The sequence below is a fragment of the Solibacillus faecavium genome (genome assembly GCF_014836905.1).
GTDB lineage: Bacteria > Bacillota > Bacilli > Bacillales_A > Planococcaceae > Solibacillus > Solibacillus faecavium.
In genome coordinates this window covers 96401-118480 of sequence record NZ_JACSPZ010000005.1, presented here as the reverse complement: position 1 = coordinate 118480, position 22080 = coordinate 96401, and the positions used below count along the sequence as shown (strand labels likewise).

20 protein-coding genes are annotated in these 22080 nt (G+C 36.9%); 16 read left to right on the top strand and 4 right to left on the bottom strand.

Translation table 11 applies throughout. The annotated features are described in order from the left end of the window. Positions 1 to 47: 47 nt before the first annotated feature. The 6 genes from H9635_RS12160 to H9635_RS12135 all read left to right on the top strand — a co-directional run bounded on the left by H9635_RS12160 (position 48) and on the right by H9635_RS12135 (position 5937). Positions 48 to 680: a FadR/GntR family transcriptional regulator gene (locus tag H9635_RS12160; protein WP_191700571.1), complete on the top strand. Its 633-nt coding sequence runs from the start codon at positions 48 to 50 to the stop codon at positions 678 to 680. A gap of 32 nt (positions 681 to 712) precedes the next feature. Then, positions 713 to 1585, top strand: a complete 873-nt coding sequence (accD, locus tag H9635_RS12155; RefSeq protein WP_191700570.1) for an acetyl-CoA carboxylase, carboxyltransferase subunit beta — start codon at positions 713 to 715, stop codon at positions 1583 to 1585. Then, a complete protein-coding gene (locus H9635_RS12150) occupies positions 1578 to 2534 on the top strand; it encodes an acetyl-CoA carboxylase carboxyltransferase subunit alpha (RefSeq protein ID WP_191700569.1) in 957 nt (318 codons plus the stop codon). Before accD ends, H9635_RS12150 begins: the two co-directional genes overlap by 8 nt. A gap of 156 nt (positions 2535 to 2690) precedes the next feature. Then, complete coding sequence (gene pfkA, locus H9635_RS12145) at positions 2691 to 3650, top strand: 6-phosphofructokinase (RefSeq protein WP_191700568.1); 960 nt, start codon at positions 2691 to 2693, stop codon at positions 3648 to 3650. A gap of 27 nt (positions 3651 to 3677) precedes the next feature. Continuing rightward, positions 3678 to 5438, top strand: a complete 1761-nt coding sequence (gene pyk, locus H9635_RS12140; protein ID WP_191700567.1) for a pyruvate kinase — start codon at positions 3678 to 3680, stop codon at positions 5436 to 5438. A gap of 109 nt (positions 5439 to 5547) precedes the next feature. Then, positions 5548 to 5937, top strand: coding sequence for an FxsA family protein (locus H9635_RS12135; protein WP_191700566.1), 390 nt, complete (start codon positions 5548 to 5550; stop codon positions 5935 to 5937). Here H9635_RS12135 and H9635_RS12130 read toward each other — a convergent pair. After that, a complete protein-coding gene (locus tag H9635_RS12130) occupies positions 5921 to 6889 on the bottom strand; it encodes an AI-2E family transporter (protein WP_191700565.1) in 969 nt (322 codons plus the stop codon). The genes H9635_RS12135 and H9635_RS12130 overlap by 17 nt on opposite strands. A 261-nt stretch (positions 6890 to 7150) precedes the next feature. Here H9635_RS12130 and citZ point away from each other — a divergent pair, with 261 nt between their 5' ends. The 3 genes from citZ (at position 7151) to mdh (ending at position 10773) form a co-directional block, all read left to right on the top strand. Beyond that, entirely contained in the window at positions 7151 to 8266 is a 1116-nt protein-coding gene (gene citZ / locus H9635_RS12125) for a citrate synthase (protein ID WP_191700564.1), read from the top strand. A gap of 79 nt (positions 8267 to 8345) precedes the next feature. Beyond that, positions 8346 to 9608 carry an NADP-dependent isocitrate dehydrogenase gene (gene icd, locus H9635_RS12120; RefSeq protein WP_191700563.1) on the top strand — a complete coding sequence of 421 codons (1263 nt, stop codon included), beginning with the start codon at positions 8346 to 8348 and terminating at the stop codon, positions 9606 to 9608. 226 nt (positions 9609 to 9834) lie between these two features. Next, positions 9835 to 10773 carry a malate dehydrogenase gene (gene mdh / locus H9635_RS12115; RefSeq protein WP_191700562.1) on the top strand — a complete coding sequence of 313 codons (939 nt, stop codon included), beginning with the start codon at positions 9835 to 9837 and terminating at the stop codon, positions 10771 to 10773. A 50-nt stretch (positions 10774 to 10823) separates the two neighbouring features. On the opposite strand, the gene H9635_RS12110 is transcribed toward mdh, so the two are convergent. The 3 genes from H9635_RS12110 to H9635_RS12100 are packed head-to-tail and all read right to left on the bottom strand — an operon-like array spanning position 10824 to position 13328. Continuing rightward, positions 10824 to 11591, bottom strand: coding sequence for an ABC transporter permease subunit (locus H9635_RS12110; RefSeq protein ID WP_191700561.1), 768 nt, complete (start codon positions 11589 to 11591; stop codon positions 10824 to 10826). An 11-nt stretch (positions 11592 to 11602) separates the two neighbouring features. Further along, the gene (locus H9635_RS12105) at positions 11603 to 12541 is read right to left on the bottom strand and encodes a sulfonate ABC transporter substrate-binding protein (RefSeq protein ID WP_191700560.1); all 939 of its coding nucleotides are present in this window, start codon (positions 12539 to 12541) and stop codon (positions 11603 to 11605) included. A gap of 13 nt (positions 12542 to 12554) precedes the next feature. Then, complete coding sequence (locus H9635_RS12100) at positions 12555 to 13328, bottom strand: ATP-binding cassette domain-containing protein (protein ID WP_191700559.1); 774 nt, start codon at positions 13326 to 13328, stop codon at positions 12555 to 12557. A 357-nt stretch (positions 13329 to 13685) separates the two neighbouring features. Between H9635_RS12100 and H9635_RS12095 the strand changes: the two genes are divergently transcribed. The 7 genes from H9635_RS12095 to H9635_RS12065 all read left to right on the top strand — a co-directional run bounded on the left by H9635_RS12095 (position 13686) and on the right by H9635_RS12065 (position 21957). Continuing rightward, a complete protein-coding gene (locus H9635_RS12095) occupies positions 13686 to 14396 on the top strand; it encodes a response regulator transcription factor (RefSeq protein WP_191700558.1) in 711 nt (236 codons plus the stop codon). Beyond that, entirely contained in the window at positions 14396 to 15934 is a 1539-nt protein-coding gene (pnpS, locus tag H9635_RS12090; protein ID WP_191700557.1) for a two-component system histidine kinase PnpS, read from the top strand. The genes H9635_RS12095 and pnpS overlap by 1 nt, the downstream gene beginning before the upstream one ends. A 246-nt stretch (positions 15935 to 16180) precedes the next feature. Next, complete coding sequence (hflK, locus tag H9635_RS12085) at positions 16181 to 17152, top strand: FtsH protease activity modulator HflK (RefSeq protein WP_191700556.1); 972 nt, start codon at positions 16181 to 16183, stop codon at positions 17150 to 17152. Then, a complete protein-coding gene (hflC, locus tag H9635_RS12080; protein WP_191700555.1) occupies positions 17149 to 18222 on the top strand; it encodes a protease modulator HflC in 1074 nt (357 codons plus the stop codon). The genes hflK and hflC overlap by 4 nt, the downstream gene beginning before the upstream one ends. A 164-nt stretch (positions 18223 to 18386) precedes the next feature. Further along, positions 18387 to 18827 (top strand): DNA polymerase I, encoded by a 441-nt coding sequence (locus H9635_RS12075; RefSeq protein WP_191700554.1) that lies wholly within the window; start codon positions 18387 to 18389, stop codon positions 18825 to 18827. A gap of 224 nt (positions 18828 to 19051) precedes the next feature. Then, on the top strand, positions 19052 to 20218 hold the full coding sequence (locus tag H9635_RS12070) for an ATP-grasp domain-containing protein (RefSeq protein WP_191700553.1): 1167 nt from the start codon (positions 19052 to 19054) through the stop codon (positions 20216 to 20218). Between the two features lie 56 nt (positions 20219 to 20274). Then, positions 20275 to 21957, top strand: a complete 1683-nt coding sequence (locus H9635_RS12065) for a methyl-accepting chemotaxis protein (RefSeq protein WP_191700552.1) — start codon at positions 20275 to 20277, stop codon at positions 21955 to 21957. Positions 21958 to 22080 lie beyond the last annotated feature (123 nt).

The window sequence follows — 22080 nt, the reverse complement described above, 5'->3', positions numbered from 1 at the left end:
CCACTTTTGATAAATTATGGAATGTTGGACTCGATGAGGTGAAAAGCGTGGAAGAAAAGCCCGCAAAAAAAAGATTCATACAAATTGTAAAGCAGTTGCATGATTTAATAGCTGAACAAAACATTCAGGAAGGGCAAAAGCTACCTTCAGAAAGAGTATTAAGTGAACAGCTGCAAGTGGGAAGATCTTCTGTCAGGGAAGCTTTACGTAGTTTGGAATTGTTAGGCTTAATTGAAACAAGACATGGCGGAGGTACTTATTTGGCTAGCATGAAACAACATCAATTCGTTGAGATTGTTGGTTCATTTATTTTACAGGATGAGCAATCTATAGCTGATGTCCATGCGACAAGACAAATGCATGAAAAAGAAGCCATTCGCATCATTTGTCAGTCTCCTGTTTTCTGCGCATTACCGATTTGGAAAAGTTTTTTTGTGAAGCTGGAGCTTGGAGAATCATTAAAGCGAGAAGATATACTTCGTGAATGTATTGTTATTTCCGGGAACCGTCTTTCATTAAAAATTTGGCTGCAGCTTCTTGCGTTTAGCGATAAACTGCTTGCGACTGATATAACTGCCGAAGAGAAAAGGGAAGTAAAGACTTTACTAGCTTCTATGCAGATGGGGTATTCACAGGAAGCTCTTGATGCATACGAAAACTGGATGGTCATTATAAAATAAACATTTTCAGATCAATTCAAAGGGGGATTACGATGTCAATTCGTGATTTATTTACAATTAGCCGCAAAAAAAATACAGATAATATAACAAAAAGAGAAGATGAAAAGGCCTTTCCAGAAGGCATCGTTACAAAATGTCCAAAATGCAAAATGATTCATGTAACAAAGGAAATAGAGAAAAACCTGAAAGTTTGTACGAAATGCCAGCATCATTTCAGCTTAACAGCAGATGAAAGAATTGCCTGCTTTTTAGATAAAGGTTCATTTGTGTCGATGGATGATCATCTACAAACGACAAATCCTTTAAATTTCCCGGCTTATGTGGAAAAGATAGAGATCGACAAAAAGAAAACAGGTTTGAATGAAGCAGTTTTAACAGGGGTAGGCGCATTAAAAGAAATGCAGGTCGTTGTTGCAGTAATGGATTCACATTTCCGTATGGGATCGATGGGGTCTGTTGTAGGGGAAAAAATCACTCGAGCTGTGGAGAAGGCAACAGAACTAAGGGTGCCATTTATTATTTTTACTGCTAGTGGTGGAGCTCGTATGCAAGAAGGTGTACTATCTTTAATGCAAATGGCGAAAACGAGCGTTGCATTAAAACGCCATAGCGAAGAGGGCTTACTTTATATTTCTGTTATGACCCATCCTACAACAGGAGGCGTTTCTGCAAGTTTCGCATCGATTGGGGATTATAATATTGCCGAACCTCAAAGCTTAATTGGCTTTGCTGGACGTCGTGTTATCGAGCAGACGGTACGGGAAAAGCTGCCTGATGATTTCCAAACGGCAGAGTTTTTATTGGATCATGGTCAACTTGATGCCATTTTTAATCGATTGGAAATGCGAGATAAAATTGCAACAATTGTAAAGTTACATGTACAAGGAGGCGTATCCCATGTCTAAATTAATGGCATTTGAAGAACCGGTAGTGAAGCTTCGGGAAAAGATTGTAGAATTAAAAACAATTGCTACAGAAGCGGAAGTCGATATGAGCGGTGAAATTGAGAAGTTAGAAACGAGATTGCAGGAGTTGGAAAAAAACGTTTATGCAAATATGGAGCCGTGGGACCGGGTGCAAGTAGCCAGACATGCGGAACGACCGACTACGCTTGAATATATTGAACGAATATTTGATGATTTCATTGAGCTGCATGGGGATCGTGCGTTTAAGGATGATGCAGCAATTGTAGGGGGGATTGCCTCATTTAATGGGCAGGCAATAACGATTATAGGTCACCAACGCGGGAAAACGACGAAAGAGAATATTCGACGTAATTTCGGGATGCCACACCCGGAAGGATACCGTAAAGCATTACGACTGATGAAGCAAGCGGAGAAATTTAATCGTCCCATTATTTGCTTTATTGATACGAAAGGTGCTTACCCAGGTAAAGCAGCTGAGGAGCGCGGCCAAAGTGAAGCGATTGCCCGTAACTTGTTTGAAATGGCGGGTATCCGGGTACCGATTATTAGCGTTGTTATAGGAGAAGGCGGTAGTGGTGGCGCACTTGCATTAGGTGTAGCAAACAAAATACTAATGCTTGAAAATGCGACCTACTCAGTTATTTCACCAGAAGGAGCGGCATCGATTTTATGGAAAGATGCAAGCTATGCTAAACAGGCAGCAGAAGCTATGAAAATTACAGCCCTTGATTTAAAGCAGTTGGAAATAATCGATGGGATTATTCCGGAAGTTGCCGGTGGAGCGCATAAAGATAAGGAACAGCAAGCCATAATAATGAAAGAATACATTACAAATACGTTAAACGATTTAAATAAAGAAAGTGCAGAGCAATTAGTTGAGAATCGTTATACAAAATTTAAGAATATTGGTCAGTATATTGAACAATAATATTGTTTAACTAATGATTGAAGAGCGAAGAATGCGTGAAAGCGCATTCTTTCGTTATTTTCAAATGCTTTACATTTTTGTTTTCTAGAATAGTTACATATAAATGGTTTTTCTGTTAATGTGGATAGTAACAGTCGTAATAGGAGGAAAGGTCGTATGAAGAAAATTGCGGTTTTAACGAGTGGTGGAGATGCACCGGGTATGAATGCTGCTATTAGGGCAGTTGTTCGTAAAGCACGTTTTCACGGAGTAGACGTTGTCGGAGTTTACCATGGCTACGAAGGCCTTTATAATGGGAAATTTGAGCTTTTAGATATAGGTTCTGTTGGCGATATTATACAACGAGGCGGTACGAAATTATACTCTGCACGTTTCCCTGAATTTAAACAGGACGAGTTCCAATATAAAGCAATCGAGCTTATGAAAGAAGAAGGTATAGAAGGCTTAGTAGTGATTGGTGGAGATGGCTCTTATCGTGGTGCAATGCAATTAACTGAAAAAGGGTTCCCTTGTGTCGGCATACCGGGAACAATTGACAATGACGTACCTGGAACAGAATATACGATTGGCTTTGATACCGCATTAAATACAGTTGTTGAATCTATTGACAAAATTCGTGATACTGCAACAAGCCATGAAAATACATTTGTTATTGAAGTAATGGGTCGTGATGCGGGAGATATTGCATTGTGGTCAGGTTTAGCAGCAGGTGCCGAATCTATTTTAATTCCTGAAGAGTCATTTGAAATAGAGGATATTGTAACCCGTCTTGAACGAGGGGCAGCACGTGGCAAGCGACATAGTATAATTATTGTAGCTGAAGGTGTAATGAATGGTCATAAGCTGGCAAAACAACTGGAAGAACGTACAGGTGTAAAAATACGTACATCTGTTTTAGGTCATATACAACGCGGTGGTTCTCCATCTGCCCGTGACCGTGTGTTAGCAGGCAGATTCGGTGCAAGAGCGGTTGAGCTATTATTGGAAAATAAAGGCGGAAGAGCAGTTGGCGTGAAAAATCATGAAGTAATAGATTATGATTTAAGGGAAGCATTTGAAACAAAGCACAAGGCAGATTTGAGTTTGTATACATTATCAAAAGAACTTTCAATTTAAAGTGCATAAAACGGAGATGACGAAACTATGAGAAAAACTAAAATTGTTTGTACGATTGGACCAGCAAGTGAATCACCAGAAATGTTAGATAAGTTAATCGAAGCAGGTATGAATGTGGCACGCTTGAACTTTTCACATGGAAACCATGAAGAACATGCTGCACGTATTGCAGCTATTCGCGATGCATCTGAACGCAAGAAACAACCGGTAGGAATATTATTGGATACAAAAGGTCCGGAAATTAGAACACATTCGATGGAAAACGGAGAGCTTCACCTAGTTTCAGGACAAGTTATCGATATTTCAATGACAGAAGTGTTGGGGAATGAATCACGCTTCTCGGTGACTTATGACCAGTTAATAGAAGACGTTGACCAAAATGATAAAATTTTATTAGATGACGGTTTAATTGAACTGCGTGTGTTGGCTAAAGACTTGGAACAAGGATTAATCCATACAATCGTTGAAAACGCCGGCGTTTTGAAAAATAAAAAAGGTGTTAACGTACCGGGCGTATCTGTCAAATTACCAGGTATTACGGATAAAGATGCAGCCGATATTCTATTTGGTATTGACCAAGGTATTGATTTTATCGCTGCTTCATTCGTACGTACAGCGAAGGATGTTCTGGAAATCCGTGAGTTACTGGAACAAAATGAAGGAAGCCATATTCAAATCATTCCTAAAATAGAAAACCAGGAAGGCGTAGATAATATTGATGAAATTATCGAAGTTTCTGATGGTTTAATGGTAGCGCGTGGGGATCTGGGTGTAGAAATTCCAGCAGAAGAAGTACCGTTAGTACAAAAATCATTAATTCGTAAATGTAACCAAGTGGGTAAACCTGTAATAACGGCTACTCAAATGCTAGATTCTATGCAACGTAATCCTCGTCCTACTCGTGCTGAAGCATCCGATGTTGCCAATGCAATCATGGATGGTACAGATGCAATTATGCTTTCAGGAGAAACGGCAGCAGGTTTATATCCTGTAGAGTCGGTAGCAACGATGAACAAAATTGCTAACCGTACAGAAAATGCGCTAGATTACCGAGCAATTGTAGCACAACGTAGTCGCGAAAAAGAAGCGAACATGACAGAAGCTATTTCTCAAGCTGTTGCCTACACATCAATTAATCTTGGTGTAAAAGCCGTATTAGCTCCAACAGAAAGTGGAAATACTGCTAAAATGATTGCAAAATACCGTCCGGGTGTATCCATTATTGCTGTAACAAGCCAACCTTCGACAGCTCAAAAATTAACGTTAGTTTGGGGTGTAAGACCAATTTTAACGCAACGTGTTTCGACGACAGATGAAATTTTGGAGCTTTCGGTAGACGAAGCATTGCAATATGAATATGTTAGCCATGGAGATGTTGTTGTCATTACAGCAGGTGTTCCAGTAGGAGAAGCAGGTACAACAAACTTAATGAAAGTTCACGTAATTGGGGACCTATTAGCTCGTGGGCAAGGTATTGGAAGATCTTCTGTAGTCGGTAAGGCAATTGTCGCAAAAAATGCAGGCGAAGCTTTAACTTATGATACAGAAGGTGCAATCATTGTAACAGTTGGTTCAGACCGTGAAATGATGCCAGCAATAGAAAACTGTGCAGGTATTATTACAGAAGAAGGCGGCTTAACATCGCACGCCGCAGTAGTTGGTTTAAGCTTAGGAATTCCGGTAATTGTCGGAGTGAAAGAAGCTACATCATTAATTCGCCACGGTCAGGAAATTACAATGGATGCTGAAACAGGTGTCATTTATAAAGGACATGCAAGCGTTCTATAATAAGATAAATGGAGCTACTCAAATAAGTGTAAACTTACATGAGTAGCTTTTATTTTGAAACTTTTTCACTCCTTAAACGTATTAAATAGTAGAAGAGGGGGCTTTTTTAATGAAGAAATTTTTATTTGGATTACTCGCACTTGTATTCGCTGAAATTGCCTTGTTTATCGTAATTGGGAATGCAATCGGTGTTTTATATACTTTACTTTTAATCATTTCCACTTCTGTAGTTGGGCTGCTTATTGCAAAACAACGTGGAACAAAATCTGTCCAGGATATTCAGAAGAGTTTGCAGCAAGGACAACCTCCTGCAGTTGCGATGATTGAAACATTCATGATTTTTATAGGTGGTGCCTTATTAGCATTACCAGGGTTTATTACAGATATTATTGGTTTGCTTTTCATATTGGGCATTACAAGAAAGTTATTTAAACCTGTAATTTTCTATTTTTTACGCAAAAGAATGAAAAAAGGACAGGTTGTCATCTTGCAAAGGTAGGATGCTGCTTTAATTTAATAGCAATCATCAAAAGTATTGGGCTGACGATAATTCCATAAAAACCAAATAATAAGACTGAGGCAGCGCTGATTAAAAATGTGTGGATCATACGTAAATGCAATGTATGGGACCAAAGCATCGATTCAGTTAGCTGTCTTATTGTTTGTACAATAAAGTAAATGCCTATAATAGTTGCTCCCATAAGTGGATTGCTGATAATAAAATAATAAATGGCGACTGGTATTAAGAAAATACCGATACCTAAAAAAGGCAAGCAGTCTGCTACAGCAATTAAAAATGCTTTTATAATAAATGATTCAAAATTTAAAAAGTAAAAAGAACCACAAAGAAGCAGAAACGTTATAGTAAATAACTGCAATTCTACAACGATAAAGCTTCCAATAAGCTCCATTCCTTTTTGAAAATATCGTGACCAGGCATCTCGATATGCTTTAGGAATATAAGCAAAAAACCATAGTCTATTTTTATAGCTTTCAAATAAGGCAAAATAAAATGTTACAACGAATATAAAAAATTCAAACAACGATTGAAAACTATTTTTCAACATAGTAACAATCAAAAATAAAAATTCATTTAAAAAATTTTGGAGTTTTTCTATAATAAACGGAAGCAGGGGATGTTTAATATAATTGTCTTCCAAAGATAGAAGTGTTGATTGGATGACAGGTAGTAATGTTATGAAGCTATGGATAAGCAATAAGATAATCGATACCACTACTGCAAATATAAAAACAGATAAAATAATTACAACAAGAAAAAACGGTAGTTTAAACTGTTCCTTAAAAAAGATGAAGACAGGAAATAATAAATAAGCAAAAAATAGTCCGAAAATTATAGGCGGTATGAAATAAAAAAGGGTAAAATAAAGTAGTAGAATGATAATATTCCTACTTTTCACTAGCAATTGATTTGGTTTATTTGTATAATCCACTTATACCACTCCTAAATTATGCCATATATATCTCGTTGTTAACGATAAATTCTCTCTCATGCGCTAAATCTATCATCTATGCTAATTTTTCTTAAAATCCGAGTAATTCATTCACAAAGACGTCAAAATTTATTATAATGAAATATGTAAGCGATTTACTTATAGGTTCAACTGAGCAGAACGATATGAGTGTGCCTCTTTTTAATAGACTGAAAAGAAAGCACTTACAAAATTAATTTATTAAGTGAAGGAGCGATTTTTATGTCAGCAACTAAAGGTTTAGAAGGTATCGTAGCAGCAGAATCAAAAATTTCTTCAATTATCGATGATACACTTACATACGTAGGTTATGGAATCGACGATCTTACTAACAATGCAACTTTTGAAGAAGTAGTATTCTTATTATGGAACACACGTTTACCAAACGCTGAAGAATTAGCTAACTTAAAACAAGAATTAGCTAACAACATGGATATCCCGGCGGCAATTACAGATTTATTCAAATCTATGCCATTAAACACAGTACACCCAATGGCTGCATTACGTACTGCTGTATCAATGCTTGGTGCATTTGATGAAGAAGCAGACGTTATGGATGCGGAAGCTAACTACCGTAAAGCGATCCGTTTACAAGCAAAAATTGGTACAGTAGTAACTACTTTTGCACGTGTACGTCAAGGTAAAGAACCAGTTGCTCCAAAACCAGAATTAGGTTATGCAGCAAACTTCTTATATATGCTGAAAGGTGAAGAACCAGCAGCAATCGAAATTGAAGCATTCGATAAAGCGTTAATCTTACACGCTGACCACGAATTAAATGCTTCTACATTCACAGCTCGTGTATGTGTTGCTACATTATCTGATGTATATTCAGGCGTAACTTCAGCAATCGGCGCATTAAAAGGTCCATTACATGGCGGTGCGAACGAGCAAGTTATGAAAATGTTAACTGAAATCGGTTCTATCGATAAAGTTGAATCTTGGGTACAAAACAAATTAGATAATAAAGAAAAAATCATGGGCTTCGGTCACCGCGTATACCGTGGTGGAGACCCACGTGCACCTCACTTACGTGTAATGTCTGAAAAGTTAACTAAGTTAACTGGTAAACCAGAATTATATGATATGTCAGTTAAGATTCACGATATGATTGTTGAACAAAAGAAATTACCTGCAAACGTAGACTTCTTCTCAGCATCAGTATATGATTCTTTAGGTATCGAGCATGACTTATTCACACCAATCTTTGCAGTTTCTCGTACTTCAGGTTGGGTAGCGCACATTTTAGAACAGTATGCAAACAACCGCCTAATCCGTCCTCGTGCGGAATATGTTGGTCCAGATATGCAAAAATACGTACCAATTAACGAGCGCTAATTAAAAAAGTATGTTAAAATATCTAGGACTGTGAATTGACACAGTCCTAGATTTATGATTATTAGGAGGCAAATTTCCAATGACTAACAAAATCGTAGTAGAAAACGGTTCTTTAATCGTTCCAAACAATCCAGTAATCCCTTTCATCGAGGGTGACGGTATCGGTCCAGATATCTGGGCAGCAGCATCTCGCGTAATCGACGCAGCTGTAGAAAAAGCTTATAACGGTGAAAAGAAAATCGAATGGTTAGAAGTTTTAGCTGGTGAAAAAGCATTCAACCAAACTGGTGAATGGTTACCAAAAGAAACTTTAGAAAAAATTAACGAATACTTAATCGCTATTAAAGGTCCTTTAACAACTCCAATCGGTGGCGGTATCCGTTCACTTAACGTAGCATTACGTCAAGAGTTAGACCTATATGTATGCTTACGTCCAGTTCGTCACTTTGACGGTGTACCTTCACCAGTTAAACGTCCAGAAGACGTAAACATGGTAATCTTCCGTGAAAACACTGAAGATATCTATGCTGGTATCGAGTACAAAGCTGGTTCTGACGAGCAAAAGAAATTATTAGCATTCTTACAAAACGAACTAGGTGTTAAAAACATCCGTTTCCCAGAAACTTCTGGTTTAGGTATCAAACCTGTATCTAAAGAAGGTACTGAGCGTTTAGTACGTTCTGCTATCGAATATGCTATCCAACACAACAAACCATCTGTTACTTTAGTACACAAAGGTAACATCATGAAGTTCACTGAAGGTGGATTCAAACAATGGGGTTACGATGTAGCTGAAGCTGAATTCGGCGACAAAGTATTCACTTGGAACCAATACGATGCTATCAAAGCTGATAAAGGCGAAGCTGCTGCTAACGAAGCACAAACTGCTGCATTAGCTGCTGGTAAAATCTTAATTAAAGATTCTATCGCTGATATCTTCTTACAACAAATTTTAACTCGTCCAAATGAGTTCGACGTAGTAGCTACTATGAACTTAAATGGTGACTACATCTCTGACGCATTAGCTGCTCAAGTTGGTGGTATCGGTATCGCTCCAGGTGCTAACATTAACTACTTAACTGGACACGCTATTTTTGAAGCTACTCATGGTACTGCACCTAAGTATGCTGGTCAAGATAAAGTAAACCCATCTTCAGTATTATTATCAGGCGTATTAATGCTTGAGCACTTAGGATGGCAAGAAGCTGCGGACTTAATTACAAATTCTGTAGAGAAAACAATCTCTTCTAAATATGTAACTTATGACTTCGCACGTTTAATGGATGGCGCTACAGAAGTTAAATGTTCTGAATTCGCTACAAAATTAATCGAAAACTTCTAATTAAAGCTTAATTTTTTACCTTTATATGTGAAATTATGAACAAATTGTTTAGTAATGAATAGTATTGTTCTAATAATTTCAAAATGATAGAGGTAATAATTGACTTTATAAGTTGTTCGTTCCAAAATTAATAATAGTTACAAAAGGGAGAGAGCGTAATGTTTTCTCCCTTTTTTGTACATATTTTTATGATGCTAAGATTATTATTCTAAAGGAGCGATTCATAATGAAACTTAAACGCAAAAAAATCTCAGTAATTGGTAGTGGATTTACCGGAGCAACAGCAGCATTTTTAGCTGCACAAAAAGAATTGGGCGATATTGTAGTAGTAGACCTTCCAGCAGCTGAAAATCCTACAAAGGGAAAAGCATTGGATATGTGGGAAGCAGCCCCTGTTCAAGGATTTGATTCATATGTGACAGGTACATCATCTTATGAGGATACAGCTAACTCGGATATCGTATTAATTACTGCGGGTGTTGCACGTAAGCCGGGTATGAGTCGTGATGATTTAGTTCAAATTAATCAAGGTGTAATGAAAACTGTAGCAAAGGAAATTGCAAACACTTCTCCAAATGCAATTATTATCGTTTTAACAAACCCTGTAGACGCGATGACTTATACAGTGTTTAAAGAATCGGGGTTCCCGAAAACTCGTGTCATTGGTCAATCGGGTGTATTGGACACTGCTCGTTTCCGCGCGTTTGTTGCAGAGGAATTAAATGTTTCGGTAAAAGACATTTCGGCTTTAGTATTAGGCGGTCATGGTGACACAATGGTTCCATTAACGCGATATGCTTCCATTGGAGGGGTACCTTTACATAGCTTGATTCCAGCGGATCGTTTAGAGGAAATAGTACAGCGTACACGTGTTGGTGGAGGAGAAATTGTTAATCTATTAGGAAACGGTTCTGCGTACTACGCACCGGCAGCTGCAATGGTGGAGATGGCGGAAGCGATTTTAAAGGATCAAAAGCGAATTTTGCCAGCAATCGCCTACTTAGAAGGTGAATATGGTTATAATGGCATTTATTTAGGCGTACCAACATTATTAGGTGCCGATGGAATTGAAAAAATTTATGAGCTGGAACTGACAGATGATGAAAAAGCAGCGTTGGATCATTCTGCGGATGCAGTTGTAGACGTTATGAAAGCATTGAAATAATATAAAGCAAAAAGGGCTTTCGGTAGTTTATACCGAAGCCCTTCATTTTTTTATTGGTACACGGGATTCCATTTTAATAATTTTTTCTCTAATAGTTTTGCAATAGAATCTGCAATTTTTCCTAAAATGGCATATAAAATAATTGCCAATACAACAATATCAAGTTGCATATATTCACGTGCATTCATTGACATATAACCGATACCTGAACTTGCCGCTACTGTTTCTGCAACAATTAAAGTAAGCCACATTATTCCTAATGAATAGCGAATACCGACTAATATCGATGGCATTGCTCCTAAAATAATTACTTTAAAAAACAGTTTGTATTTCGAAAGATTATATATTTTCCCCATTTCGATTAACCGCGGATCTACATTACGGATTCCGTGGTACGTATTGACGTAAATAGGGAAAAAAACGCTTATTGCCACTAAAAAGATTTTTCCTTCTTCGCCTACACCAAACCAAATAATAACTAATGGAATGAGTGCCAAATTCGGAATGTTTCGCAGCATTTGAATAGTTGTATCTAAATACCGCTGTGCGAATGGAACAATCCCATTCAAAATACCGATAATAAAAGCAATACTTCCGCCGATCAGAAACCCGATTAAAGCACGTGTTGTACTGATTTGAAGATGTTCAAACAGAACCCCTGAAGCTGCTTGTTGATAACCTGCTGCTATTACATCAGAGGGGGCAGGTAATATTGTATTGGCAAGGATGCCTGTTTTATTTGATACTTCCCAAATGATAATAATTAAAATAGGAATGATCCACGGCTCAATCAAATGAATCCATTTTTTCTTCTTCATTTACTCACCTCTTATGGTTTCCAAATATAGTTTTCAAGATTTTCTACAAGATTAGTTGTTAATCCAATGTCATAAAGATCTTCATTTAATCTTTGTAAATCTGCTTGTGCATCTTCATCCAAATAAGTAGCAACAGATGAACGTCGGGCTAAGCTTGTTACCCAAACATCTGCGGCGATACCTGTATTCTCTTCAAGAATTTCTGCTGCATCACTTGAATCAGTATCAATAGCTTCACCGACTTTAGATAATTCTTCCACATAGGCAACGACAGCATCTTTATTGGATTCAATAAATTTATCAGATGCATAGTAGAATCCGCGGTGTTCCACAATGCCTTCTCCTGTAGCTAAAATTTGATTGCCTTTACTTTCGGAAACCGTCATATACGGATCCCAAGTAACCCAGGCATCAACCTCACCGTTTTGAAATGCAATAGTCGCATCTGCAGGACTTAAAATAACAGATTCTACATCATCCAGTGTCAGATTAACTGTTTCCAAAGCAGTAACTAATAAATATTCGGAGATGGAAGCTTTATTGTACGCAATCTTTTTTCCCTTCAATTGTTCTATTGATTGGATAGGGCTGTCATTTTTTACTAAAATCCCCTCGAATTGTGGAGAAGATTCTTCACCTGCGATGTATTTGAAATTCATTCCTTTTGATAATGCCATCATTGATGGGGCATCACTTGCATTGGCAAAATCAATAGCTCCGGAGTTTAATGCTTCTAGAATTGAACTGCCCGTATTGAATTCAGACCATTCCACTGAATAACCTAATTCCTTTAAACGTGATTCAAGTTCACCATTCGCTTTTAATAATAATGTTGTACCGTTTTTTTGGTAGCCAATTCGCACCTTTTTATTTTCTGCATTCGATGCTGAGCACCCGACTAAAATAATGGATAGAGTTAAGAGAAAAAAGATAGAGAGTAGTTTTTTCATTAGTAATACCTCCTCAAATAATTGCTTGTAATTGTTTTTGTTTAGTTGGTGATTCTGTTTTTATTTGTTGTCCTAATAACTGTTGAAGCAGTATTTCCTCTAGCTCCGCAAATTTTGGATTTGAGCGTGTTCTAGGGCGGGGAAGGTTAACTGGCAAATCCAGTGCTACAATCCCGTCTTCTATTAGAATAATTCGATCCGCCAATGTAATTGCTTCTGCCACATCATGTGTCACGAGCAACGAAGTGTATTTTTGGTTTAACCATAATTGTTCGATTAGATTTTGCATTTCCAATCGTGTCAGAGCATCCAATGCCCCGAGCGGCTCATCCAATAACAAGAGTCTTGGTTTTGCACTAAGTGCACGCGCTAGTGCAACCCTTTGTTTTTGCCCACCTGACAATACATGTGGCCACTCTTTAGCGCGGTCCTTTAACCCAACATGTTCAAGCGCTTCTAATGCGAGCGGTTGCCAATCCTTTTTCAACTCTGTGCCAACCCCGACATTTTCTAAAACAGACAGCCATGGGAGTAATCGATCCTCTTGAAACATGACGCGAACGCCTGAGAAATCATCTTGGTGAATCCCGTTCTTTAAAGATTCGCCAGCTGTTTTTTGATCTAAATTTGCGATGATTCGTAGAAGCGTACTCTTTCCGCAACCACTTTTCCCGACAATTGCGACAAATTGTCCAGCGGGGATTGTTAAGTTAATATCCTTTAATACTTCTTTTTCACCGAAACTTTTCGTTAAATTAATTAACTCAATATTGATTCCATTTGCCATGGAAGCACCTGCTTTCTATTGTTATACTTAACATATTGAAATACTCGGAATTAATATTAAAAAAATTTACATACGCTTATCTTCCGTGCGCATATAAATAATTTTCTAAATGTTAACATAATAACAAATATTCGGTCAATAAGAAATGTTATTTTACCTATCGAAATAATAAGGTATATGAAATTCTAGTCAGTAAAATGATGTCTTCACATATGAATAATTGTACTTTTCAAAAAAAGTTGCTACTATGAAGATAGTGCTTCTAAGCAGTACATAATTATAGAAATAGTTGATAGTCAACCACATGGAAAATTGATTTTGAGATGGGGGTTTCAAATCGATTTGGAGGAACTTAAAATGGTTAAAACGGTTTTAGTAGTAGAAGATGAAATGCCAATCGCAACATTATTGAAATATAATTTGGAGCAAGCTGGCTTTGAAGTTCTTTTAGCACATGATGGTCAGGCTGGGCTTGATACGGCAGTTCAGCAAGCACCAGACTTAATATTACTGGATTTAATGCTGCCGAAACTTGATGGTGTGGAAGTATGTAAAGAATTACGACGTTTACGCATAAATATACCAATTATTATGTTAACAGCTAGAGATGATGAATTCGACAAAGTATTAGGTTTAGAGCTGGGTGCAGATGACTACATGACTAAACCATTTAGCCCTCGAGAAGTAATCGCACGTGTTAAGGCTGTATTGCGACGTTTTTCAGGACCAGTTGTAGAAGAGGCAATTGAGACAAATGAAGTCGTATACTCGTTTGGAAATTTAAGAGTATTCCCGGAGCGATTTGAAGCATTTATTGATGAAGAATCTTTGGAGTTCACACCGAAAGAATTTGAATTACTAGTATACTTACTTGAAAATAAAAATCGGGTATTAACACGTGATCAATTACTTAGTGCTGTTTGGAACTATGATTTTGCAGGAGATACACGTATTGTAGACGTCCATATTAGCCATCTTCGAGATAAAATTGAAGAAAATAGTCGTAAACCACTTTATATTAAAACAATTCGTGGTTTAGGATATAAATTTGAGGAGCCAAAAAAATAATGAACGGAATGAAAAATCGTTTGTTTTATTCGTTTATTTTTGTTATTGGATCAAGTTTAGCTGTTCTAGGGCTGTTCATAGGGCAGCTTTTTCCTTTTTTTATTGATGAATATATTAACGAAGCGACAAATGTCTCAGAAAACAAATTAGCACAGATAGTAGAGGAACAGCAGATTGAGCTAACGGCAAGTCAAAAACAAGCTATTATAGATGCCTCTAGGATTGATGTTGAGGCAGAGTCTTTAATAGATATTAAGCAAAAAATGTATGTACTTATAGCGGCAATGTTATTAGGTGGATTTATTATAACGGGTTTTATGGCTCATCGCGTTGCCAGTAATTTTATAACGCCGATTATCAATATTACAAAGACGGCACTGGAGTTATCGAAAGGCAACTATCGGGCGCGGGCTTTTGCAAATGGACCAAAAACAATTGTGGAATTACGAAATTCAATCAATATTTTAGCACGCAATTTACAGGATATAACGAAGACGCGGGCAATCGAGGAAGAACGTTTAAAGACATTAATTGAAAATATGGGTAGTGCGCTAATGATGATAGACCGTGAAGGGAACATTTCTATTGTTAATAAAAAGTTCCAAACACTTTTCGAGCTCCCCACAGAACAGCTTATCGGTAAAAATTTCATGATGCTAGGATTACCAAAGGAACTGGAGCAATTTATCGACCATGTGTTTTTAACGGAATTGCCATATCGCCAGCAGCTTGTAATGGAAATTGCTGACGAAGAATATTATGAGCAAGTATATGGGGCACCTGTTGTTGGTGAGCACGGTCGTTGGCTAGGTGTAGTTATAGTCATGCATGATGTAAGTGAGCTTGTAAGATTGGAGCAGATTAGAAAAGATTTCGTGGCGAATGTATCCCATGAGCTGCGTACACCGATTACATCGATTAAAGGTTTTTCGGAAACCCTTCTGGATGGAGCGTTTAAAGACGAGCAAATGTTGCTTTCTTTCTTGAATATCATTTACGATGAAAGCAATAGAATTCAGGTTCTTGTTAATGACTTACTCGAGCTATCCAAAATTGAGCGCCACGGCTTTACGCTTGATGTGACCCCAACGAAGCTTCAGGATATTTTAGTGCGGGTTGTTGATTTAACGAGTTCGCAGCTGGAAAGTAAAAATATGCAATTTGATGTGAAAATTGAGCAGGATGCGGTTATTTTAGGTGATGTTAATCGATTGATGCAGATTTTTACGAATTTAATTAATAATGCCATTGCATATTCAAAAGAAGAAACTACCGTGACACTATGTATTAGTGCGAATGAACAATACGGAATTTTTGAAGTGAAGGACGAAGGAATCGGCATTGAAAAAGCAGAGATTGCACGTATTTTTGAACGCTTTTACAGGGTGGATCGTGCACGTAGCCGTAATTCTGGTGGTACAGGGCTTGGATTATCTATCGTGAAACATTTAATAGAAGCTCATAATGGGAAAATTCAAGTAGCAAGTGAAATTGGCAAAGGTACCAGCATAAAAGTATTTCTGCCATTACAACGTTAAAGCTTAACAGTAGCTTTACAATAATGTTATATAGCCTTTATATTGGGGTGATATATTTTTTATAGAAACCCCCGTTTCAAAAAAGGTAATATGCCACAATGGTACACGCGACCATGCAAAAAGCTTTGCGCTATTTGCATGGTTTTTTGATTTTCTTCTACCTTTTTATGTTTCTCAAAAAATATGAAACTTTTACAATAGATGGAGCGTAGAATAAAAGGAAAATAAAAAAGGAGGTTCTTTACGATGAGTGTAAAAAGAACATTACTATGGGTAGCACTTGCCTTGTTTGCCGTTGTGGCAATTATTGTTGTTACGACATCGTGGTATACAGTAGATGAATCGGAACAGGCAGTAGTGATTACATTTGGTCAAGCGGATGAGACAATACAAGATTCAGGACTTCATTTTAAATTACCATGGCCAGTACAGGCAGTAGAGATTTTATCAAAGGAAACATACAGTTTACAGTTCGGCTATAAGCAAAATCCGGACGGTACGGTGGAAGCATTCGATAAAGAAACAAAAATGATTACAGGTGATGAAAATATTGTTTTAACAGATCTTGTTGTTCAATGGCGAATAGTTGACCCGAAAAAATACTTATTTAGTTCACAGGAGCCGCGAGCGATTTTACATAATGCGACATCCAGTGCGATTCGTTCAATCATTGGCAGCTCAACAATCGATGAGGCATTAACGGATGGTAAAGCGGATATTGAAGCAGAAACACGTGAGTTGCTTGTATCGTTAATCGATAAGTACGATATCGGTATTGGGGTTGTAGGCGTAAAGCTGCAAGATGTAGAAGTACCAAATCAGGAAGTACGTGCAGCATTCACAGATGTTACCGATGCGCGTGAGACAAAAAATACAAAGATTAACGAAGCAGAAAAGTATGAAAACCAGCGTGTAAGTGAAGCGGTTGGTGAAGCAGCGGCAATTCTTTCAAAAGCGGAAGGGGAAAAGGCTTCACGTATTGAGCAAGCTACAGGTGAAGTGGCATTATTTAATCAGCTTTATGAAGAATATCGCCTGAATAAAGATATTACACGTGAACGATTAGTACTAGAAACATTGGAGGCAGTTTTACCGAATGCCCAAATTTATATAATGAATGATGATGGCAGCGGTACGATGAAGTACTTGCCGATTCAACCAATGCAAACGACACCACCTTCTACAGAAGAGAAAAAAGAAGGGAGCAAAAGTGAATGAGTAACGACAAAAATAATTTTAACGGCGATTTAGATGAATTTGTGAAAAAACTATTCGGCAATAAAAACGGATCGAAAGAAGTAAAGAAAGTCCCGAAAGCGAATGATCCAGATCAACAAGTAAATAACGGTGATTTAAATACAAAAAAAGCACCAACACCATTAAAAAAAGATAAAAAGCCTTTAAATGTTAAGCAATGGGTTACTTCTGCTATTGTATTAACGGTTGTGTTTGCTGCATTAATTGTCGTAGTTGCGAACTTGTATATTGTAAAAGAAAATGAATATAAAGTAGTTCGTCAGTTCGGGGAAGTAGTGAAGTACGAAAGGGAACCGGGACTTCATATGAAAATCCCATTCATCCAAAGTGTGACGACTCTTCCAAGAAATTTAATGACTCATGATATGACAGAAGAAGAGATCAGCACGAAGGATAAAAAGCGGATTATTATCGACAATTATACAGTATGGCGTGTTACGGATCCAAAAGCGTTAATCTCAAATGCAGGACAGTTGCTCAATGCGGAAAATCGTATGGAGGAGTTTATTTATTCGGCACTTCGTACAGAATTCGGTCAAACGGAGTACGGAGATATTATTAATGAAAAAGATTCGAAACGCGGGAACATTAATGACCGTGTTACACAACGTGTCAATGAATTAATTGAATCTGCCAATTTCGGTATTGAAGTAATTGATGTGCGTATTCGCCGTACTGATTTACCTGAGGAGAACGAACAGTCTGTTTATACACGAATGGTTTCGGAACGTCAATCGATTGCGCAAAAGTATCTGTCTGAAGGGGATGCGGAAAAGCGTAGTAAAGAGGCAAAGACTGATCAGGAAGTACAGGTAACACTTGCAAAAGCAAATAAGGAAGCGTCTGTAATCCGTGCAGAAGGGGAAGCACAGGCAGCTCAAATTTATAATGCCGCTTACTCGAAAGACCCGGAGTTCTACAGTTTATTCCGAACATTGGAATCATACAAGAAAACAATTGGTAATGAGACAATGATTATTATTCCATCTGATTCACCATATGCGAAATTACTATCAGGTCAATTAGATTAAAAGCAGAAAAAAGCTATTTAGAATGTAAACCCATTCTAAATAGCCTTTTTTATTGGTGGATTTATTTTACAATATTTACCTTCACTGAAAATTTGAATTATATTATTTCAAATTATTATTTTATTGTTATAATAAGTGAGTAATATAATTAAGGGGGAGCAAATTTGAGTAGAAAAATACAAAATAGTTTAATTGCTTTCATTATGGCAACATCAGTGACAGCACTATTTTATCAAACGAATTTAAGTTTCATGAAAGTGGAAATTTATCATATACCTATTTTATTTATTGTGATTTTATTGTTAAGTGCCTTTATAGCAGAAGATGTCCGTAATTCGTTTAAAAAAGTACTATGGTTTGAAAAACGTGAGGACAAGCGTCCGATTTGGCAGGTAGGAGTAGGAATGATTTTTTACTTTTCCCAAATTGGTTTTGTTGAGGTATTTGCACGTGGATTAATGCAATACGATTTAGGTGGTATGCCAATGTATATCATCATTCCATTTTTAAATGCATTTTTACTAACAGTTATTTTTGAAGAGATTTTTTATAAAGAAGAGAAAAACAGTGTACATGTTGTGAAGTTCAAAAATAAAATTAAATAGATATTTAGACCGCGCGGGATTTTATTCCACGCGGTTTTTATTATAGCAAGATTATTTAAATAAAATGGAAAAATTTAAAGAAGTGTGTATAATATAACAAGCGTAGTCTTTTTTGCATATATTGTAATAATTTTTTAGGGTATAAATGCTTATATATTCAGAAAAATTAGGTAATAATGCGCGTTGTTTAATTAATGCTCTATACATATAAGGAAGTGAAAGTTTTGATTCTATTAGATACAGCTTATGTATCCCCGCTCTTAGCAGAAACATTGATCGAAAAGAAAGTAAAGATTTTAGATATTGAACAACAGTTGATTCTAAATGACAAATCAGAAGATGAGCAAAATCTGGTGAAAGTATTTCAACAAGAGGATTTAATCATTATGAATTCTGAAGAAGCCATTCAGATTCTAAATGAATATTATGCAGAATCGCATGTAACAAAAACAGCGAATTTATTTAAAAATAAATTTGCATTCAGAAAGCGTTTAGCTGAGAGTTATCCTAATTTCTTCTTTTTAGAAACTACTTCAGGTGAATTAGGGCAACTTGATCTATCCTCACTACCCTATCCGTTAATCTTTAAGCCGACAGTCGGATACTCAAGTGTTGGGGTTTACAGAGTAGAGAATCTACAAGAATTCCAAAGTATAATCGATAAGATGGAAGAAACGATGGAACAGTCGAGTGAAGACGATTCAAAGGATATTTTGGGTAGTGAAACCTTTATCATTGAAAGTTATATTGAGGGGCAGGAATTTGCAATCGATCTTTTCTTCGACGAAAAGAATGATCCGGTTGTGCTCAATTTATTTGCGCGTATGTTCAAAGACGAAAAAGATATGAGTGATCGTATTTATTATACGAGCAAGCAAGTGCTGCAAAATTACTTAACTCCGATTACCGAGTATCTGCAAGGACTTGGGGAAATCTTCAATTTACGGAAAATGCCGCTGCACGTAGAACTGCGCATGGATGATGAAGGAACAATTGTACCAATTGAAGTGAATCCATTACGCTTTGCTGGTGCAGGTACGACCGAATTGGGAAGTTTTGCATATGGGGTTAACTCGTACGACTATTTCTTCGAACAGAAAAAACCGGATTGGGCTACCTTAAGAAATACAATGGACAATAAAATTTACAGCTTTACTTGTGCCGAGTTTGAAGGTGAGATAAAGATTGATGACGGGCTTGTGATACACCATGAATTATTGCAGAAACAATTCCACCATATTTTAGAATATCGTCATATTCCGTACGGTCAGGGTGCAACGTTTGCTGTCATTTTCTTTAGCAGTGAATCGTTGGCACAAAATGACCATATCTTATCGTTGGACTTTATGGAATATGTAGAAAAAGAAGAAAAGTTGTATGTGAAAAATTAAATTTGGGGGGAAGCTTGGTTAAAACAATTTCATAATTGTTTTAAAGAGCAATGTAAATGTTAAAAAAATATAATTCAGTAAAAACCAAGATTTTATTAGGAATTTTAGTTCCAATTATTTTATTAAGTGTTGTTTTTAGTTCACTTCTATTCTTGGTTTCCAGCAACTTAATTAATAACCAGATCATTCCGCAGCACAACCAAAACTTATTGTTGAGTATGGAAAAATTCAGTACGCTTTTTGACGCGGATATAGTGAATGATGCTAAGAAAAACAAGGCTTCATATGAAAAATTACTGGAAGCCACAACCGATTTCCAAAATGATTTTGATTTAGAAAATGCCTATATTATGAGTAAAGTCGATGGAGAGGAAGTTATTCTGGTATTGGGGAATTCGGAAGATTACCTGACACCGCTTGCTTTTACAGAAGAACAGACAGCGGCACTTTCCACAACGGAAACAGTGGCGAGCGAGATCTATGAAGATGATTATGGTAAACATCAATCAACCTTTCTTCAAATTCCTGGGACGGATTCTGTTCTGGGATTGGATGCGGATGCGGATTTTATTGATGAATTGAATAGATTGTTAATTATAATTATAGTTGCTTCACTGCTTGTTGCATTGATTATAGGCTCAATTATAGCGGTTATGGTTTCAAAAAAAATTGTGAATCCTTTAAATCAGCTTTTAAACCACACTGAAATTGTGGCACAGGGTGATTTATCAAAACAATTGGAAGTATACAGTGATGACGAAATCGGGCGTTTAACAACTAGCTTCTCGGATATGCAAACGCAATTGAGAGAGACTATCTACCATGTAACCGACACATCCGACCATGTTGAGGAAGGTTCTTCGATATTAAAAGAGACGGTAGAACAGTTAACAATTACATCGAATCAGGTATCGGGCGCGATTCAGGAAATTGCTTCTAGCACTGAGCTAATTACAGAAGGCGCTGTACAAAACCGGGTGGCAGTGGAACAGATCGCATTCAAAATTGAAGAAATTTCTAATGTTACGAAATTAGTGGCACAGGAGGCGATAGATACCAATACTGTCGCAACACAAGGAATAGAAGTTATTCATAAGTCTGTTGCAGGAATCGAAACAATTAATGAAACGGCGAAAATGTCATTAATGAAAACAGAACAAATGAATAGCCGTTCTTTAGAAGTTGGTCAAATCACGAAAATTATTTCAAGTATTTCAGATCAAATCAACTTACTTGCTTTAAATGCGGCAATCGAAGCGGCAAGAGCTGGGGAATACGGGAAAGGTTTCGCAGTAGTAGCGGATGAAGTTCGTTCATTGGCAGAACAATCGGCGAATTCGGCGAGTGATATTACGACATTGATTAATGAAATGCAAAAAGATTCAAATGAATCTGTTGTTGCAATTAATAATGTTGTAACGAAAATCGAGCAGGAAAGCGTGACGATCTACTCGGCTGTTGAAACATTTAATACAATATCTAAATTAGTGGATAATATGAAAAATGAAATTCAAAATGTAACAGATGCATTCCAAGTAATCGCAACGGACTCTAATCGGGTACTTGAAACAACGGATATAACTGTTCACTCATTGGAAGAAACCAATGAGCATTCTCAAAGTATTGCTGCATCAATAGAAGAACAGACAGCATCGACTGAAGAAATGTTGAGCATCGCACACGAATTGAATGAAATGATTATTAAGTTAAAAGGACAAATTAATCACTTCAAATTATAAAGATTTTCTTTAGTTATATAAATAACTTCTAAACTAATATGAACTTAATTCAATGATGGAAAAATCCAGATTATGCTATTTTGCATTCATCTGGATTTTTTCTTTTTAGGCGGGAAATACATA

Excerpts from the sequence above, each read along its gene's own strand:
- pyk (WP_191700567.1), top strand. The coding sequence starts at position 3,678 with ATGAGAAAAACTAAAATTGTTTGTACGATTGGACCAGCAAGTGAATCA.
- H9635_RS12105 (WP_191700560.1), bottom strand. The coding sequence starts at position 12,541 with ATGAAAAAACTACTCTCTATCTTTTTTCTCTTAACTCTATCCATTATT.
- H9635_RS12110 (WP_191700561.1), bottom strand. The coding sequence starts at position 11,591 with ATGAAGAAGAAAAAATGGATTCATTTGATTGAGCCGTGGATCATTCCT.
- accD (WP_191700570.1), top strand. The coding sequence starts at position 713 with ATGTCAATTCGTGATTTATTTACAATTAGCCGCAAAAAAAATACAGAT.
- mdh (WP_191700562.1), top strand. The coding sequence starts at position 9,835 with ATGAAACTTAAACGCAAAAAAATCTCAGTAATTGGTAGTGGATTTACC.
- H9635_RS12100 (WP_191700559.1), bottom strand. The coding sequence starts at position 13,328 with ATGGCAAATGGAATCAATATTGAGTTAATTAATTTAACGAAAAGTTTC.
- hflK (WP_191700556.1), top strand. The coding sequence starts at position 16,181 with ATGAGTGTAAAAAGAACATTACTATGGGTAGCACTTGCCTTGTTTGCC.
- H9635_RS12065 (WP_191700552.1), top strand. The coding sequence starts at position 20,275 with ATGTTAAAAAAATATAATTCAGTAAAAACCAAGATTTTATTAGGAATT.
- H9635_RS12095 (WP_191700558.1), top strand. The coding sequence starts at position 13,686 with ATGGTTAAAACGGTTTTAGTAGTAGAAGATGAAATGCCAATCGCAACA.
- pfkA (WP_191700568.1), top strand. The coding sequence starts at position 2,691 with ATGAAGAAAATTGCGGTTTTAACGAGTGGTGGAGATGCACCGGGTATG.
- icd (WP_191700563.1), top strand. The coding sequence starts at position 8,346 with ATGACTAACAAAATCGTAGTAGAAAACGGTTCTTTAATCGTTCCAAAC.
- pnpS (WP_191700557.1), top strand. The coding sequence starts at position 14,396 with ATGAACGGAATGAAAAATCGTTTGTTTTATTCGTTTATTTTTGTTATT.
- citZ (WP_191700564.1), top strand. The coding sequence starts at position 7,151 with ATGTCAGCAACTAAAGGTTTAGAAGGTATCGTAGCAGCAGAATCAAAA.
- hflC (WP_191700555.1), top strand. The coding sequence starts at position 17,149 with ATGAGTAACGACAAAAATAATTTTAACGGCGATTTAGATGAATTTGTG.
- H9635_RS12135 (WP_191700566.1), top strand. The coding sequence starts at position 5,548 with ATGAAGAAATTTTTATTTGGATTACTCGCACTTGTATTCGCTGAAATT.
- H9635_RS12150 (WP_191700569.1), top strand. The coding sequence starts at position 1,578 with ATGTCTAAATTAATGGCATTTGAAGAACCGGTAGTGAAGCTTCGGGAA.